The sequence below is a fragment of the Pseudomonas sp. TE3786 genome (assembly GCF_054057335.1).
Window position 1 is genome coordinate 129,769 of record NZ_JBSRZF010000016.1, and the last position, 14,615, is coordinate 144,383.

Annotated in this window: 13 protein-coding genes; 10 read left to right on the top strand and 3 right to left on the bottom strand. The window is 62.7% G+C overall.

Features of this window, described 5'->3' with window-relative positions; translation table 11 throughout:
* The first annotated feature begins 345 nt into the window (after positions 1-345).
* From ACVW0Y_RS17780 to ACVW0Y_RS17790, 3 genes are all read left to right on the top strand, one after another.
* Complete coding sequence (locus tag ACVW0Y_RS17780) at positions 346-1,683, top strand: MFS transporter (RefSeq protein ID WP_457440003.1); 1,338 nt, start codon at positions 346-348, stop codon at positions 1,681-1,683.
* 24 nt (positions 1,684-1,707) lie between these two features.
* Entirely contained in the window at positions 1,708-2,973 is a 1,266-nt protein-coding gene (locus ACVW0Y_RS17785) for a gallate dioxygenase (protein WP_457440005.1), read from the top strand.
* Between the two features lie 102 nt (positions 2,974-3,075).
* Entirely contained in the window at positions 3,076-4,323 is a 1,248-nt protein-coding gene (locus ACVW0Y_RS17790) for an OprD family porin (protein WP_457440007.1), read from the top strand.
* 21 nt (positions 4,324-4,344) lie between these two features.
* Here the strand turns inward: ACVW0Y_RS17790 and ACVW0Y_RS17795 are convergent, their stop codons facing one another.
* Positions 4,345-5,544 carry a LysR family transcriptional regulator gene (locus ACVW0Y_RS17795; RefSeq protein WP_457440008.1) on the bottom strand — a complete coding sequence of 400 codons (1,200 nt, stop codon included), beginning with the start codon at positions 5,542-5,544 and terminating at the stop codon, positions 4,345-4,347.
* 174 nt (positions 5,545-5,718) lie between these two features.
* Here ACVW0Y_RS17795 and galB point away from each other — a divergent pair, with 174 nt between their 5' ends.
* Genes galB through ACVW0Y_RS17815 form a run of 4 tightly spaced genes read left to right on the top strand, consistent with a single transcriptional unit; the run spans position 5,719 to position 9,174 of the window.
* Positions 5,719-6,462: a 4-oxalmesaconate hydratase gene (galB, locus tag ACVW0Y_RS17800; protein WP_457440010.1), complete on the top strand. Its 744-nt coding sequence runs from the start codon at positions 5,719-5,721 to the stop codon at positions 6,460-6,462.
* 11 nt (positions 6,463-6,473) lie between these two features.
* On the top strand, positions 6,474-7,190 hold the full coding sequence (locus ACVW0Y_RS17805; RefSeq protein WP_457440027.1) for a 4-carboxy-4-hydroxy-2-oxoadipate aldolase/oxaloacetate decarboxylase: 717 nt from the start codon (positions 6,474-6,476) through the stop codon (positions 7,188-7,190).
* A 2-nt stretch (positions 7,191-7,192) separates the two neighbouring features.
* The gene (locus tag ACVW0Y_RS17810; RefSeq protein WP_457440012.1) at positions 7,193-8,290 is read left to right on the top strand and encodes a 4-oxalomesaconate tautomerase; all 1,098 of its coding nucleotides are present in this window, start codon (positions 7,193-7,195) and stop codon (positions 8,288-8,290) included.
* Positions 8,287-9,174: a DUF1932 domain-containing protein gene (locus ACVW0Y_RS17815; protein WP_457440014.1), complete on the top strand. Its 888-nt coding sequence runs from the start codon at positions 8,287-8,289 to the stop codon at positions 9,172-9,174. Before ACVW0Y_RS17810 ends, ACVW0Y_RS17815 begins: the two co-directional genes overlap by 4 nt.
* A gap of 251 nt (positions 9,175-9,425) precedes the next feature.
* On the opposite strand, the gene ACVW0Y_RS17820 is transcribed toward ACVW0Y_RS17815, so the two are convergent.
* Positions 9,426-9,923: a hypothetical protein gene (locus tag ACVW0Y_RS17820; protein WP_457440029.1), complete on the bottom strand. Its 498-nt coding sequence runs from the start codon at positions 9,921-9,923 to the stop codon at positions 9,426-9,428.
* Positions 9,924-10,161: 238 nt separating this feature from the next.
* On the opposite strand from ACVW0Y_RS17820, the gene ACVW0Y_RS17825 reads away from it, so the two are divergent.
* On the top strand, positions 10,162-11,334 hold the full coding sequence (locus tag ACVW0Y_RS17825) for a hydroxymethylglutaryl-CoA reductase (protein ID WP_457440016.1): 1,173 nt from the start codon (positions 10,162-10,164) through the stop codon (positions 11,332-11,334).
* Here the strand turns inward: ACVW0Y_RS17825 and ACVW0Y_RS17830 are convergent.
* Positions 11,300-11,884 carry a nucleotidyltransferase family protein gene (locus tag ACVW0Y_RS17830; protein ID WP_457440031.1) on the bottom strand — a complete coding sequence of 195 codons (585 nt, stop codon included), beginning with the start codon at positions 11,882-11,884 and terminating at the stop codon, positions 11,300-11,302. The two genes, ACVW0Y_RS17825 and ACVW0Y_RS17830, sit on opposite strands and share 35 nt — an antisense overlap.
* A gap of 297 nt (positions 11,885-12,181) precedes the next feature.
* Between ACVW0Y_RS17830 and ACVW0Y_RS17835 the strand changes: the two genes are divergently transcribed.
* Both ACVW0Y_RS17835 and ACVW0Y_RS17840 read left to right on the top strand, forming a co-directional pair.
* Complete coding sequence (locus ACVW0Y_RS17835) at positions 12,182-13,486, top strand: DUF3300 domain-containing protein (RefSeq protein ID WP_457440017.1); 1,305 nt, start codon at positions 12,182-12,184, stop codon at positions 13,484-13,486.
* A 14-nt stretch (positions 13,487-13,500) separates the two neighbouring features.
* On the top strand, positions 13,501-14,403 hold the full coding sequence (locus ACVW0Y_RS17840; protein ID WP_457440019.1) for a DUF2950 domain-containing protein: 903 nt from the start codon (positions 13,501-13,503) through the stop codon (positions 14,401-14,403).
* The last annotated feature ends 212 nt before the right edge of the window (positions 14,404-14,615 follow it).

Genomic DNA, 14,615 nt, shown 5'->3' on the forward strand with positions numbered 1-14,615 from the left:
TGCAAAAGTCTTTGTTATCAAGCTTTTGCCGATGAGCTGCAGGTGGCTGGTGGGCGTCCGCAACGGCTGCCAAGAGCCTGCAGCCCGCTGCTCAAGGTGGTCGGGTTTGTCTTCAGTGGTGTCGTCTACGGAGATGGCTCTTTCAGCCACGTTCTGGTCTTTGCACTCATTTGCCCCGATAAGAAAAAACGATACCTGTTTAAGGATTTCCCAGAGGCCGCCCAGAAGCCCCAGGGGATAGAGTCTTCCTCCACCGCTCAGCGGCGAGGTGATTCCTGCAGGTCATCATGTTTTTCGAAGGCATGCGGGAATTTTCACCATTACAAAAACAAAAGGTGAATGCGAATGCTCAGTCAACCGGTCGATGTAAAACAGTGGATCGACAAACAGCCGATCACCCGCTTTCAGTGGCTGATCCTGTGTCTGTGTTTTCTGGTGGTGATGTTCGATGGTTTCGATGTGGCGGTGATGGGCTTTATTGCCCCATCGCTGATGCAGGAGTGGGGTCTGTCCCGTGCCGCGTTTGGTCCGGTGATGAGTGCCGGCATGGTGGGCCTGGCCATCGGTGCGCTGACCGCCGGCCCCTATGCAGATCGTTTAGGCCGCAAGAAAGTGCTGCTGATCGCGGTGTCGGCCTTCAGTGTGCTGAGCCTGGGTTGCGCCTTTGCCCGCAGCCCCTATGAGTTGGGTGGCCTGCGCTTACTTATCGGTATCGCCCTGGGTGCGGCGTTGCCACAGTGCACCACGCTGTTGTCCGAATACCTGCCGGAGCGTAATCGCTCGCTGCTGATCACCATCATGTTCACCGGCTTCAACCTGGGCTCGGGTGGCGGCGGTTTTATGGCTGCCTGGCTGATTCCCAACTATGGCTGGCAAGCGGTGCTGATCGCTGGTGGTGTGTTGCCGCTGCTGTTACTGCCGTTTCTGTGGTTGCTGCTGCCTGAGTCGGCGCGCTTTATGGCGGCGCGTAATGCCCCGGCTGCGGTGATTGCCAAAGCCCTGAACAAGATGGGCGGCAGCTTTAGCGCCGCTACTCAGTTCACCGTCAGTGAGCCGGTGGTGCAAGGCAAGGCACCGGTCAGCATGTTGTTCACCGAACGTTATCGCCTTGGCACTGTGGCGCTGTGGCTGACCTATTTCATGGGCCTGCTGGTGATCTACCTGACCATGGGCTGGCTGCCGACCCTGCTGCGCGACGGCGGGCTGTCGATCGAGAAGGCTGCGACCTTCACCGGCCTGTTCCAGATTGGCGGCACCGTGGGTGCCATTGTGGTGGGCTGGATCATGGACCGGCGCAACCCCAACCGCGTGATCGCCTCGTCCTATGCCCTGGGCGGTCTGTTTATCGTGCTGCTGGGCGCGTTCAGTCTGGAGTCCAGCCTGTTTGCCCTAGTGGTGGTGGCTGCGGGCTTCTGCATGAGCGGTGCACAAACCGGTTTGAACGCCTTTGCGCCGGGTTACTACCCGACCGATTTCCGCGCCACGGGGGTGAGCTGGATGCTGGGCATTGGCCGCTTCGGGGCGATCTTCGGTTCGCTGATTGGCGGCGCGATTCTAAGCTTGGGCTTGAGCCTGCCGCTGCTGTTCGCGGTACTGGGTGTGCCGGCCTTTATTGCGGCGCTGGCGATTCTGGCCAACGGCATCGCCCGCCGCCGCGCCAACCCTGTGCTGGTCACGCCGTAACTTTCACTTATTCAGGAACACCCCATGGCACGCATTATTGGTGGCCTTGCTGTCTCCCATACACCGACCATCGGCTTCGCCGTCGACCACGACAAGCAGCAGGAAGCGGCCTGGGCGCCGATCTTCCAGAGCTTCGAGCCGATCAAGTTGTGGTTGCAGGAAAAGCAGCCGGATGTGCTGTTCTACATCTTCAACGACCATGTGACCTCGTTCTTCTTCGATCACTACGGGGCGTTTTCCCTGGGGGTGGATGAGCGCTACGAAGTGGCCGACGAAGGCGGCAATCCTCGCGACCTGCCGGCTGTAGGCGGCCATGCGGCGTTGTCCCGGCATATTGGCGAAAGCCTGATGGCGGATGAGTTCGATATGAGTTTCTTCCGCGACAAGCCGCTGGACCATGGCTTTTTCTCGCCGATGTCGGCTTTGCTGCCGTGCGCGCCCGAGTGGCCGGTGCAGATCGTGCCGCTGCAGGTGGGGGTGTTGCAGTTCCCGATTCCCAGCGCCAAGCGTTGCTACAAGCTGGGCCAGGCGCTGCGTCGGGCAATCGAGAGCTATCCCGAAGACCTGAAGGTGGCCATCGTCGCCACCGGTGGCGTGTCCCATCAGGTGCATGGCGAACGCTGCGGGTTCAATAACCCGCAGTGGGATGCCGAATTTATCGAGCTGCTGGTCAATGACCCCGAGCGCCTCACCCAGCTGACTCACGCCGAATACGCCAGCCTCGGTGGCATGGAAGGTTCGGAGGTGATCACCTGGCTGATCATGCGCGGTGCCTTGTCGGCCTGCGTCGACAAACTGCACCACGGCTACTACCTGCCATCCATGACCGGTATCGCCACGTTGTTGCTGGAAAATCGCGATCAACCGGTACCGGTGGATATCAATGCGCGGCATCTTCAGCACATGGGCCACCAACTGGCGGGCATCGAAAAGCTGCAGGGCACCTATCCCTTCACCCTCCAGCGCAGTGCCAAGGGTTACCGGCTGAACAAGTTCCTCCATCGCATGATCGAGCCGGCCTGGCGTACGCGTTTTCTCGCCGAGCCCGAAGCGATGTTTGCGCAAACCGGGTTGAGCGAGGAGGAGTGCGACCTGCTGCGCCGCCGTGATTGGCGCGGGCTGATTCAGTACGGGGCAATTTTCTTCGTGCTGGAAAAGCTCGCCGCAGTAGTCGGCGTGCCCAACCTGGTGGTGTATGCCGCCATGCGCGGGCAAAGCCTGGAAGACTTTATGCAGACCCGTAACCAGCAAGTGCTGTACTCGGTCGCCGGTAAAGCGCCGAGCTGCTAGCCAACCCCCAACCGACCCCGCAACACCTGACCCGCCAGTTGCCCTTCAGCCAGGGCGACCGGCAACGCTTTGCCCAAAAAAATAAAACGGAGAACAACAACAATGAAAAACGCCTCTGACCGTCGTCTGCTCATCGCTCTGACCCTGGCCACCGGCTTTCCCCTGCAGGCCCTGGCCGCCGGCTTTATCGACGACAGCACCAGCACCCTGACCCTGCGTAACTTTTACCTCAACCGCAACTTTGTCGGCGACACCAGCCAGGGCAAAGCCGAGGAGTGGACGCAGAGCCAGATCTGGGATTTCAAATCCGGTTTTACCCAGGGCACTGTGGGCTTTGGTGTCGATGCCCTGGGCTTGTACAGCCTCAAGCTCGACGGCGGTCGCGGCACCGCCAACACCCAATTGCTGCCCGTACACGACGGCGGCAAACCGGCCGATGACTTTGGTCGTCTGGCGGTTGCCGGCAAGGCGCGAATTTCGAAAACCGAGCTGAAGGTGGGCGAGTGGAGTGCGGTGTTGCCGATCCTGCGTTCGGATGACGGCCGCTCCTTGCCACAAACCTTTCAAGGCGCGCAGATCACCTCGCGGGAGCTCGACGGGCTGACCCTGTATGGCGGCCAGATGCAAGGCAACAGCCCGCGAAATGACGCGAGCATGGAAGATATGTCGCTGTTCAACCGCAGCGCCTACAAGTCGGACCGCTTCAACTTTGCTGGCGGCGAATACCGCTTCAATGGTGACCGCACGCTGGTCGGCTTGTGGTCCGCCGAGCTGGAAGACATCTACCAGCAGCAGTACCTGCAACTGCAGCATTCCCAGCCAGTGGGCGACTTTGTTCTGGGTGCCAACCTCGGCTACTTCTGGGGTAAGGAAGATGGCAGCGCATTGGCCGGTGATCTGGATAACCGCACCTTCTCCGGCATGTTCTCGGCCAAATACGGCGGCAGCACCTTTTACCTCGGCCTGCAGAAAGTCATGGGCGATGACGAGTGGTTCCGGGTCAACGGCACCAGCGGTGCCACCCTGGCCAACGACAGCTACAACTCCAGCTACGAAAGCGCCCGGGAGCACTCCTGGCAGGTGCGTCACGACTATGACTTCGCCGCTTTTGGCGTGCCTGGCCTGACCCTGATGAACCGCTATATCTCCGGCGACAACGTGCACAACAGCAGCACCGACGACGGCAGTGAGTGGGGCCGTGAAAGCGAGCTGGCGTACACCGTGCAGAGCGGCACCTTGAAGAGCTTCAACGTCAAATGGCGCAACTCCAGCATTCGCCGCGACTGGGGCAGCACCAACAGCTTTGACGAAAACCGCCTGATCATCAGCTATCCGTTCAAGCTGCTGTGACGCGTGCTGACAGCAAGCGGCTCAAGCGTTGGGCCGCTCGCTGATCACCTGGCGAATGGTCTGCATCAGCGCCTCGGCGACGGGCGAGTGCAGGCTGGCGCTGCGGTAGGTCATGCCGATGGCGCGGGTGGTGCGCTTGAGCTGCACCGGGAGCACACACAGGTCTCCAGAGGCGATTTCCAGTTCCAACTGGTGGGTGGACACCACGGCCAGCATGTCCGAGCGCATCAGCAGGCCACGAATGATTGCCAGGTCACCGCTTTCCACCACCGGCCAGGGCGGTGCCATGCCGGATTCGGCAAACCGCGTATCGAGCATTTGCCGCGCTGGCGAACCGGCGCGCGGCAGCACCCAGCGGGCGTTGGTCAACTCCTCGCGGCCCAGGGCGACGCTGCGCAGCGGGTGGTCGTGGCGGGCCAGTACCACCATGTCTTCCGTCAGCAGCGGCTCGCCGGTGAGGTCGCTGGCGTAGCTGGCCGAACGCAGCGCGCCGAACACGAAATCGATATCGCCGGTGCGCAGCTCGGTGGCCAGCAAGTCGAACGGACTTTCATTGGTGATCACCTGGATGCCGGGGTGTTGCAGGGTCAGCCGCGCGATGGCTTCCGGCAGAATGCTGGTGCGGCCCAGGGGCAGCGCGCCGACATGCACCACGCCTGTGAGCGCGCCGCGCATGGCGCTGATATCGGTCTCCATATGGCGCAGCTCGTTGAGGGCGCGGCGAATCGGAAAGACGATTTCCTGGCTCGCCCGGGTGGGCTGCAAACCACGCGGTGTGCGCTCGAACAGCGGCACGGCGCAACCGCCTTCAAGCACCTTCAGCGCGGAGCTGATGGCCGGCTGGCTGAGGCCGAAATGGCTGGCCACGGTTTGCATATGGCGGGTTTCGCAGAGTTTCACGAACACCTGCAGGCGGCGGGTCTGGAACAGGTACAACGGCTCGACCCTGCTGGTGCCCAGCAGCGCAGGCACACCGGCCAGCTCATTGAGCACCCGCAGGGCGCGGGGCAACACCCGTTCACCGTAATTGGTCAGGCGCATGCCGTTGGCGTGGCGTTCGAACAGCGGCACATTGAAGCGTGCTTCCAGTTCGGAGATCGCCCGGGTAACCACCGACTGCGCACGAAACAGCGCCTCGGAGGCCTTCGACACACTGCCCAGTTGCGCCACGCGAACAAAGGCGCGCACCTGCATCAGGTTGATCAACTCATCCGTCGACATTGCAGCAGCTACCTCGGCAAACCTTGTGGTGGCGCGACTATGAGCGTCGAAGGTGCAGCGCGCAATAAGAAAAAAGCATGCCCGCAACAACTGAACGCATTACTCGCCCGCGCGCCCCGATGAGATTCTTCGCCGCAACCCGGAATGGGAAAAATGCCGCAGGAGTTCCGCGCAATGACTGACCAAAAACAACAGCAAAAAGCCGCGCTGATTGTCAGCGCCCACTCAGCCGATTTCGTCTGGCGCGCCGGCGGTGCCATTGCCTTGCACGCTCAACAGGGCTATGCGGTGCATATCGTTTGCCTGTCCTTTGGCGAGCGCGGCGAGTCCGCCAAGCTGTGGCGCAAAGGCGAGATGAGCGAAGAAAAAGTCAAAGCCGCCCGCCGCCAGGAAGCTTCGGCTGCTGCCGAAATTCTCGGTGCCTCGGTGGAGTTCTTTGATATCGGCGATTACCCGATGCGCGCCGACAAGGACACCCTGTTCCGCCTGGCCGATGTATTCCGCCGCGTGCAGCCGGAATTTGCGCTCAGCCACTCGCTGAAAGACCCCTACAACTACGACCATCCGCTGGCCATGAACCTGACCCAGGAGGCGCGCATCATCGCCCAGGCGGAAGGCTACCGACCGGGCGAAAAGATCGTCGGCGCACCGCCGGTGTACAGCTTCGAACCGCACCAGCCGGAGCAATGCGAATGGCGCCCGGATGTGCTGCTGGATATCACCGAGGTGTGGGAGAAAAAGTACGCCGCCATCCAGTGCATGGCCGGCCAGGAACACCTGTGGGAGTACTACACCCGCGTGGCCTTGCAGCGCGGCGTGCAAGCCAAGCGCAATGTCGGCATCGCCTCCACCCGTAACATCGTGTACGCCGAGGGCTACCAGAGCATCTTCCCGCGTGTGACGGAGAACCTGGCATGAGTGGCTCGGGCATAAGCACATTGATTGGTGCCACCGGCCTGGTGGTGCGCAATATCCCCCGCGCCGATGCCGGTCTGATCGACCAGCTGGGCCGCTATGGCGTCGCCACCGTGCACGAAGCCCAGGGCCGCAAAGGCCTGTTGGGCACTGCGCTGCGGCCGATTCAGCAGGGCGTGGGCATCAGTGGTTCGGCGGTGACCGTGCTGGTCGCCCCCGGCGATAACTGGATGTTCCATGTCGCCGTCGAGCAGTGTCAGCCAGGCGATGTTCTGCTGGTGGCACCGAGCTCGCCGTGTACCGATGGCTACTTCGGCGACCTGCTCGCCACCTCGCTGAAGGCCCGCGGCGTGCGCGGCCTGGTGATCGACGCCGGTATCCGCGACAGCCAGACCCTGCGGGATATGGGCTTTGCCGTGTGGTCCAGCGCCATCAACGCCCAAGGCACGGTGAAAGAAGTATTGGGTTCGGTGAACCTGCCGCTGCTGTGTGGCGGGCAACTGATCAACCCGGGCGATGTGATTGTTGCCGACGACGACGGCGTGGTGGTGGTTCGGCACAACGAGGTGCCGCAGGTAGCCGAAGCCACGCGCAAACGCGCCGATCTTGAAGAGCAGAAACGCCTGCGTCTGGCCAACGGCGAGCTCGGTCTGGATATCTACAACATGCGCGAACGTCTGGCGCAGAAGGGCCTGCGTTATATCGACAGCCTGGACGAGCTGGATCGCTGACCATGAGCCAAACCCGTATCCCCTGTCTGCTGATGCGTGGCGGCACCTCCAAGGGTGCCTATTTTCTCGCCAGCGATCTGCCCAGCGAGCCGGTCCTGCGTGATCAGGTGCTGCTGGCTGCCATGGGCTCGCCGGACAAACGCCAGATCGATGGCATTGGCGGTGCCGACTCGCTGACCAGCAAGGTCGCCATCATTCAGCAATCCAGCCGCGCCGATGCCGATGTCGATTACCTGTTTGCCCAGGTGCTGGTGGATGAAGCGCGTGTGGACTACGGGCAGAACTGCGGCAATATCCTCGCCGGCGTCGGGCCCTTTGCTATTGAGCGCGGCCTGGTGCCGGTGGCAGGCGCGAGCACCGCGGTGCGGATTTTTATGCAGAACACCGGGCAGATTGCCGTCGCCCAGGTGCCCACCGAGAACGGTGCCGTGCGCTACAGCGGAGCGGCACGTATCGACGGGGTGCCCGGCACTGCGGCGCCCCTGATGATCGCCTTCGACGACGTGGCCGGTTCCAGCTGCGGTGCGCTGCTGCCCACCGGCAACCTGATCGAGCGCTTCGACGGCATCGAAGTGACCTGCATCGACAACGGCATGCCGGTGGTGCTGCTGCGCGCCGAAGACCTGGGCCGCAGCGGTTACGAAAGCCATGAACAGCTGGATGCCGATGTCGAGTTGAAGGCGCGGCTGGAGTCCATTCGTCTGCAAGCCGGACCGCGGATGAACCTTGGCAATGTCAGCCAGCGCAATGTGCCGAAGATGTGCCTGGTATCGGCACCCCGCAACGGTGGCAGCCTCAACACCCGCTCGTTTATTCCCCATCGTTGCCACTCGGCGATTGGCGTGTTCGGTGCGCTGAGTGCGGCCACCGCGTGCCTGCTGCCTGGCACTGTGGCCAGCTCGGTGGCGCGCCTCGGCGCGGGCGAGGTGCAGCGTTTGTCGGTGGAACACCCGACTGGCGAGTTCACTGTGGAAATTACCCTGCGCAATGGCGAGATCGTCAGTAGCGCGCTGATGCGCACCGCCCGCTTATTGTTCGACGGCGTGGTCTGCGTGCCGACCCTGATCTTCAACGGCACCACGCCAGGAGCCTTGCTATGAAGCTGCAACACGTCACCTTGATCGGCTTCGGCGAAGCCGGCGGCATTCTTGGCCATGACCTGGTGGCCCGCGGGGTGCAGGTGCATGCCTATGACCATGCTATTCACCACCCGGCGCGCCGCGAGCAGTTGCTGGCCAAGGCAGGGCAGGCCGATGTGCAACTGTTCGACTCGGCAGCTGCGGCCGTGGCCCACGCACAATTGGTGATCAGCGCCGTGACAGCGGCCAGTGCCTTGCAGGTGGCCCGCGATATCACGCCCTATCTGCACTGCGGCCAGGTGTTTATGGATATCAACTCGGTGGCGCCGGCGACCAAACAGGCCGCCGCCGAGGCCCTCGAAGTCGTTGGCGTGGCGTATCTGGATGCCGCCGTGATGGCACCCGTGCCACCCAAGCGCATCGCCACGCCGATGCTATTGGGCGGCAGCCGGGCGCTGGAGTGGCAGGCGCTGCTGGCTGGTGTGGGCTTTGACAGCAAGGTGGTGGGTGCCGAAGTAGGCGTGGCATCGGCGATCAAGATGTGTCGCAGCATCATGATCAAGGGCCTGGAAGCCTTGACCACCGAGTGCCTGAGCACGGCCCGTCAATACGCTGCCGAGGCCTTGGTGCTGGACTCCCTGCACCGCAGCTTTCCCTCCATGGGTTGGGATGCGCAGCAGCCGCATTACCTGATCAGCCGCGTGGCTGAACATGGCCTGCGCCGCGCCGAGGAAATGCTTGAAGTCGCCAAGACAGTCGCCGACGTCGGCCTGCAGCCGAGCATGAGCACCGCCATCGCCCATACTCAACGAGCCTTGGTGGATGCCATGGCGGCGGGTGGTATCAGCTACCGCGAGCCCTTTATCTGGCAGGCGCTGGTGGATCAGTTGTACCCCTCTTATTAAGGAATTCTTGACCCCATACGCACCCCGGCAGCGCTGATGGAGCCGCACCGACACAGCTATTCCCTGCGGACATAGCCATGAAATAACAGGATAAGGGCTGAGGGCAGGGCGCTCGTAGAATCGGCCGATGCGCTGCGGCGCTGTCGGTTCGTGCGGCTCGCCCTTGTCTTCGTCTTCGCATGGACGAGCGCCCACGCCTTGCCTGACCGCCACCCGGCTGGCGGCTTGGCTATCAGGGGCCGCTGGTTCTGTTACGCCCGGGCACCCGGAGTGCCGCGGGCGTTCTTTTTCTGCAGGATGATCGAGGCTTCGTCGTAGGCCTTCTGGAACACGGCACCGCCGATCCATTCCACGGCGCTGTCTTCATCTTCATCGTGGAAGATCCCGCGGTAGGTGATCAGCAAGCCCATCATAAAGTCGGTGGCGGCGTCTGCCGCTTCCTCGGCGACCACCAGCTCCAGCACCGGGTATTGCAGAAACACCAAACACATCGCCACCAAACTGATGCCTTCGCCGACTTTCATTGCCTGGAACAGATCGTCGAAGTGCGCCGGGTCGAAACCGTTCTCTTCGATGTCCTTGAAGTCGAAGGTGCTCAGGTCGATCTCGACGTCATCGAAGGGTTCGTCGATCAGCGGATTGGCCAGCAGCGGATGAATGACATTGGCCTTGGCCTTGCCCGAGCGGTTCTGCTTGGCCTTGGTTTTGGCCCGCTGGGCGCGTTTTTGCTGTTTGTCTGCAGAGGCCATGGCGGCGGGTTCCTTGTGCGGAGCAGCCATATGCATGGCTCGGGGTAATCAGGCTGACATTGTATGCAGTCTTGCCGGGCTCGTCGGCTCAAGCCGACGGATTTATTTGCGAAGCACAGATTGACGCGCTGGATCACCTGATTGGCGTGGTCGGGCATGCCGGCGCTGTTGCCCTTGGGCACACTCGGGTGACGGATTTTCACCTAGGCTGATTCGACCGACGATGCAGGAGAGCATGATGTCCAGAGGCACCCCGATTCCCCGTGACAAGGCCAACGACTACTCCAACGAGCAAGCCCGCGTTCGCCGCGATTTTATCCAGGCGCAAACCGGTGCCTCGCTGGAGACGGTCGGCAAATACGCCATCGACCCCGAAGTAACGCGCGGCAATATCGAGAACTTTATCGGCGTGGTGCAAATGCCCTTGGGCCTGGCCGGTCCGCTGCGCATCGAGGGTGAGCATGCGCGTGGCGACTTCTATATCCCCATGGCCACCACCGAAGGCACGCTACTGGCCAGTTACAGCCGCGGCATGCGCGCCATCAGCGCCTCGGGCGGGGTGAAGACCACGGTGGTCAAACACTCCATGCAGCGCGCCCCGGTGTTCCTCTTTGCGGATGCCTTGCAGGCCCGTGAGTTCGGTGCCTGGCTGGTGCGTGAGTTCGAGACCATCAAGGCCGTCAGCGAAACCACCACCCGCAGCGGCAAGCTGTTCGAGATCGAGCAGTACCCGGTGGCCAATATGCTCTACACCCGGTTCTGCTACACCACCGGCGATGCCGCCGGGCAGAACATGACCAGCAGGGCCACCTACGCCGCCTGCGAATGGATCAAGGCCAACCACCCCCTGCAGCCGCGCTACATCCTGTCCGGTGCCATCGATACCGATAAGAAACACTCGGCGATGAACATGATCCAGACCCGTGGCAAACGGGTGATCGCCGAGTTCACCCTCAAGCGCGACGTGGCCCATGAGCTGCTGCGCGTTGATCCCGCCAACCTCTACCGCTACCGGCAGATCGCCGCGGTCGGTGCCATGCAGGCCGGTTCGGCCTACAGCGGCGCGCATTCGGCAAACGGCCTGGCCGCGGTGTATATCGCCACCGGCCAGGATGCCGCCAACGTTGCCGAATCCCACGGCGGCATCACCTACGGGCAGCTCCTGGATAACGGTGACTACTACTGGTCGGTGACCCTGCCGGCGGTGATCTGCGCCACCCACGGCGGCGGCACCAGCTTGCCCACCCAGCGCGAGTGCCTGGAAATGCTCGACTGCTACGGCACCGGCAAGGCCGACAAACTGGCGGAGATCATTGCCGCAGTGGTGCTGGCCGGCGATGTCTCCCTGACCTCGGCAATCCTGGCCGGGGATTGGGTCAGCAGCCATGAGGCGCTGGGGCGCAATCGCTGAGGGGGATTTCGCAAACCGTCAGCTGCGGCCAGAGGCTCAGCCAGTTTTTCGTGCGAACCCGTTCGAGAAAAACTGGCCGCTTCTCGCCTGCAAAGTGCGCCGTGGGGCGGACCAGCAGATTGAACAGATCGTCCAGACCATAAGGTGCTGCCACCTCGATGGTGCCCGCCGCATCCAGTCTTGCCGCCACAGCAGTGGCCGTTTCCGGCCAGAACGCCATGGCAGCGGTTGCCGATGTGTAGGGGCGGTCGGCGTTGCGCGTATGCATGCGCGCCTGGTTTTTTACCGACCAGTTGAATGAGCTGTCCAGGCCGTTCAAGCTCGCTTCGAGATCAGCATCCACCTGCGTCAGCGCCCCGTACCAGATGACATCAATGTCGGGGAGCGGCGTCGCCGTGCGCCGTTGATGCAGATGGTCCCACACCGCACTGCGGACAAAACCGGCCGCCACCCAGCAATCCGGCAGACCCAGCTCACGCACCAGGCGCAGCACGCGCATCCGCATCGGGTCGGCAGCCAGCAGGGTTTGCAGGTGGAGGAGGTGTTGCATGGTGACGGCTCCGGTGTTTTTCATCAGGTGCGATGAATTGCTGCACAGCCCAGGGGCGAGGTCCGCGTCCAGCCGGTAGGGCAAGTAAACCCTTTCGCCCACCTCATTTCCTGCACGGTACGCGATGCTGTGCTAGACAGATCTAGCCCATTGCTCAATTCATTCATCTGCCCTGACTAGAACAAACAGGGTGCGCTGTGCCTAACACAGTGATCACACCTACCTCGCAGGGTGCCAGCGCGCCCTACGGGGCCAACACGCGTCACCGACCCGGCTGTATGACACAGGAGAATCGTCATGTATGTCCTTCGCGGCATCCCGATCTGGTCGTTACTGCTCATGTTGTCTGCCATGCCGTTGTCGATATGGGCTGCCGAGCCCGCCGCTCCAGCCGCCACAGAACAGGTGTTCAGCGCCCAGGAACTGGATCAGATGCTCGCGCCCCTGGCCCTGTACCCCGATGCCCTGCTGGCGCAGGTGCTGATGGCCGCCACCTATCCCGGCGATGTCGCCGATGCCGCCGCCTGGTCCAAGGCCAATCCCAAGGCCACCGGGGACGATGCGGTGCGCCAGGTGGCCAGCCAACCCTGGGACCCCAGTGTGCAATCGCTGGTGGCATTTCCGGCGGTGCTGGACATCCTCGGCCAGGACCCTGCCTGGGTGCAGCGGGTTGGCGATGCCTTTCTGGCCAAGCCTGACGCGGTGATGGACTCGGTACAGCGCCTGCGCCGGCAGGCCAAGGAAGCCGGCAACCTCGAGTCCAACGATAAACAGAAAGTCAGCGAACAACCGGCGACAAGCGCCACCTCATCCAGCACCCAGACCATCATCATCGAGTCTGCCGACCCGCAGGTGATCTACGTGCCCACCTACAACCCGACGGTGGTCTATGGCACCTGGCCGTATCCCTCTTATCCGCCGGTGTATTACCCACCGCCCCCCAGCTACTACCTGGGTGGCGCGGTGGCCGCCGGTATCGGTTTTGCCGTTGGCGTGGCGGTTATCGACTCGATATGGGGCGACTGCGATTGGGACAATGGCGACGTCGATATCGACGTAGACCGCTACAACACCATCAACGACAACCGCCAACTGAACGTCCAGGACAAAACCTGGAAGCACAACCCGGAGCACCGCGACGGTGTGCCCTACCGTGATAACGCCAGCCGCGAACAGTACGGCCAGCGTCTGGCCAATGGCGACCAGCGCGAAGCCCTGCGCGGCCGTGACACGGCCCGTACCGCCGATCGCGACCGCGCGCGGCAGAGCCTGGAAAAGCGTGGTTTCGAAAGCCCGGCGACCAACAACCGCCAGGCGCGTGACCGCGCGCAGACAGCGGATCGCAATATGCGCAGCGCTGACAACAGCCAACGCCGCGAGCAACAGCGTGCACCACAGCGTGAACAACCGCGCGCGAAACCCCAAAACACCCGCGACAACGCTTTCGCCGGGGCCCGTACGCCAGATCGCGAGCGCGCCAACCAACAACGAGGGCAAGCCAGCCAGGCCGCGGCCCGCCGACCTCAATCGGCGCGTACCAGCGGGCAGACTGTCAGTCGCCCGGCGGCATCCTCTTCCCGCGGTGGCGCCCGGCGGCGCTGACAAGGAGCATGGCCATGAATGCAGTGATGCGCTTTGCGCTGATTACCCTGCTGGTGCTACCGGTTTCGGTCGTGCACGCCCAGCAGTATTTCGAAAATCCACAGGCCGCCACCGAGGCATTTGTCGCTGCCCTGGGCACCACCCAAGCCGACGAAAAACGCCTGGCCGCGCTGCTCGGCGACGACTGGCGAAACTATATCCCGCTGGTGGGCGTAGAGCGTGAAGACGTCGAAGCCTTCCTTGTGCTGTACCGGCAAAAGCACGAAATACGCAACCAGGCCGCGGGCTACTCATTGCTGACAGTGGGCGAGCAGGGCTGGGAGCTGCCGTTGCCACTGGTGCACGGCAAGCACGGCTGGAGCTTCGACGCCAAGGTCGGCGTGCCGCTTATTCGCCAGCGGCGTATCGGCCGCAACGAAGCGGACACCCTGCAGGCCGTACGCGCCTACCACGATGCGCAGATGGACTACGCCGAAGTGGACCGCGACGGCGATGGCGTCCTCGAATACGCGCAGAACTTCGTCAGCAGCGATGGCCAGCACGATGGCCTGTACTGGCCCGAGCAGGACGGTGAGCCGGCCAGCCCCCTGGGCCCGCTATTCGTCGATGGCCTTCCCAACGGCGGCTGGCACGGCTACCACTACCGCATCCTCACCGCCCAGGGCCCCTCGGCACCCGGCGGTGCCTACGACTACCGGCTGGGCAACAACATGAGCCGCGGCTTTGCCCTGATCGCCTGGCCGGTGACTTACGGCGACAGCGGGGTGATGAGTTTTATGATCAGCCATGACGGCATCGTCTTCGAAAAAGACCTGGGTGCCGACGGAGCCAAACAGGCCCTGGCCATGACCCACTTCGACCCCGATAGCAGTTGGCAGCCAGTGAGCGAAGCGGAGGGGGCGGACGGCGGCCAATGAGGGGGGAGGGTAATCGAGTGGCTGCGCCGGCAGGTTGGTGTCGAATGGGGCAGGCTTTTTCCCTACTCTAAATGTCCGCTTCCGGCCAGAAGCGGACAGTGATTCAACAAATAAATCTGAACCACCCCCGATTTCTCGGACAGTTTAATTACGCACTTCATTCATGGCACTGAACTCCAGCGGTGTACGGTATCCCAGGGCGCTGTGTATCC

Excerpts from the sequence above, each read along its gene's own strand:
- ACVW0Y_RS17780 (WP_457440003.1), top strand. The coding sequence starts at position 346 with ATGCTCAGTCAACCGGTCGATGTAAAACAGTGGATCGACAAACAGCCG.
- ACVW0Y_RS17785 (WP_457440005.1), top strand. The coding sequence starts at position 1,708 with ATGGCACGCATTATTGGTGGCCTTGCTGTCTCCCATACACCGACCATC.
- ACVW0Y_RS17790 (WP_457440007.1), top strand. The coding sequence starts at position 3,076 with ATGAAAAACGCCTCTGACCGTCGTCTGCTCATCGCTCTGACCCTGGCC.
- ACVW0Y_RS17795 (WP_457440008.1), bottom strand. The coding sequence starts at position 5,544 with ATGTCGACGGATGAGTTGATCAACCTGATGCAGGTGCGCGCCTTTGTT.
- galB (WP_457440010.1), top strand. The coding sequence starts at position 5,719 with ATGACTGACCAAAAACAACAGCAAAAAGCCGCGCTGATTGTCAGCGCC.
- ACVW0Y_RS17810 (WP_457440012.1), top strand. The coding sequence starts at position 7,193 with ATGAGCCAAACCCGTATCCCCTGTCTGCTGATGCGTGGCGGCACCTCC.
- ACVW0Y_RS17815 (WP_457440014.1), top strand. The coding sequence starts at position 8,287 with ATGAAGCTGCAACACGTCACCTTGATCGGCTTCGGCGAAGCCGGCGGC.
- ACVW0Y_RS17820 (WP_457440029.1), bottom strand. The coding sequence starts at position 9,923 with ATGGCCTCTGCAGACAAACAGCAAAAACGCGCCCAGCGGGCCAAAACC.
- ACVW0Y_RS17825 (WP_457440016.1), top strand. The coding sequence starts at position 10,162 with ATGTCCAGAGGCACCCCGATTCCCCGTGACAAGGCCAACGACTACTCC.
- ACVW0Y_RS17830 (WP_457440031.1), bottom strand. The coding sequence starts at position 11,884 with ATGCAACACCTCCTCCACCTGCAAACCCTGCTGGCTGCCGACCCGATG.
- ACVW0Y_RS17835 (WP_457440017.1), top strand. The coding sequence starts at position 12,182 with ATGTATGTCCTTCGCGGCATCCCGATCTGGTCGTTACTGCTCATGTTG.
- ACVW0Y_RS17840 (WP_457440019.1), top strand. The coding sequence starts at position 13,501 with ATGAATGCAGTGATGCGCTTTGCGCTGATTACCCTGCTGGTGCTACCG.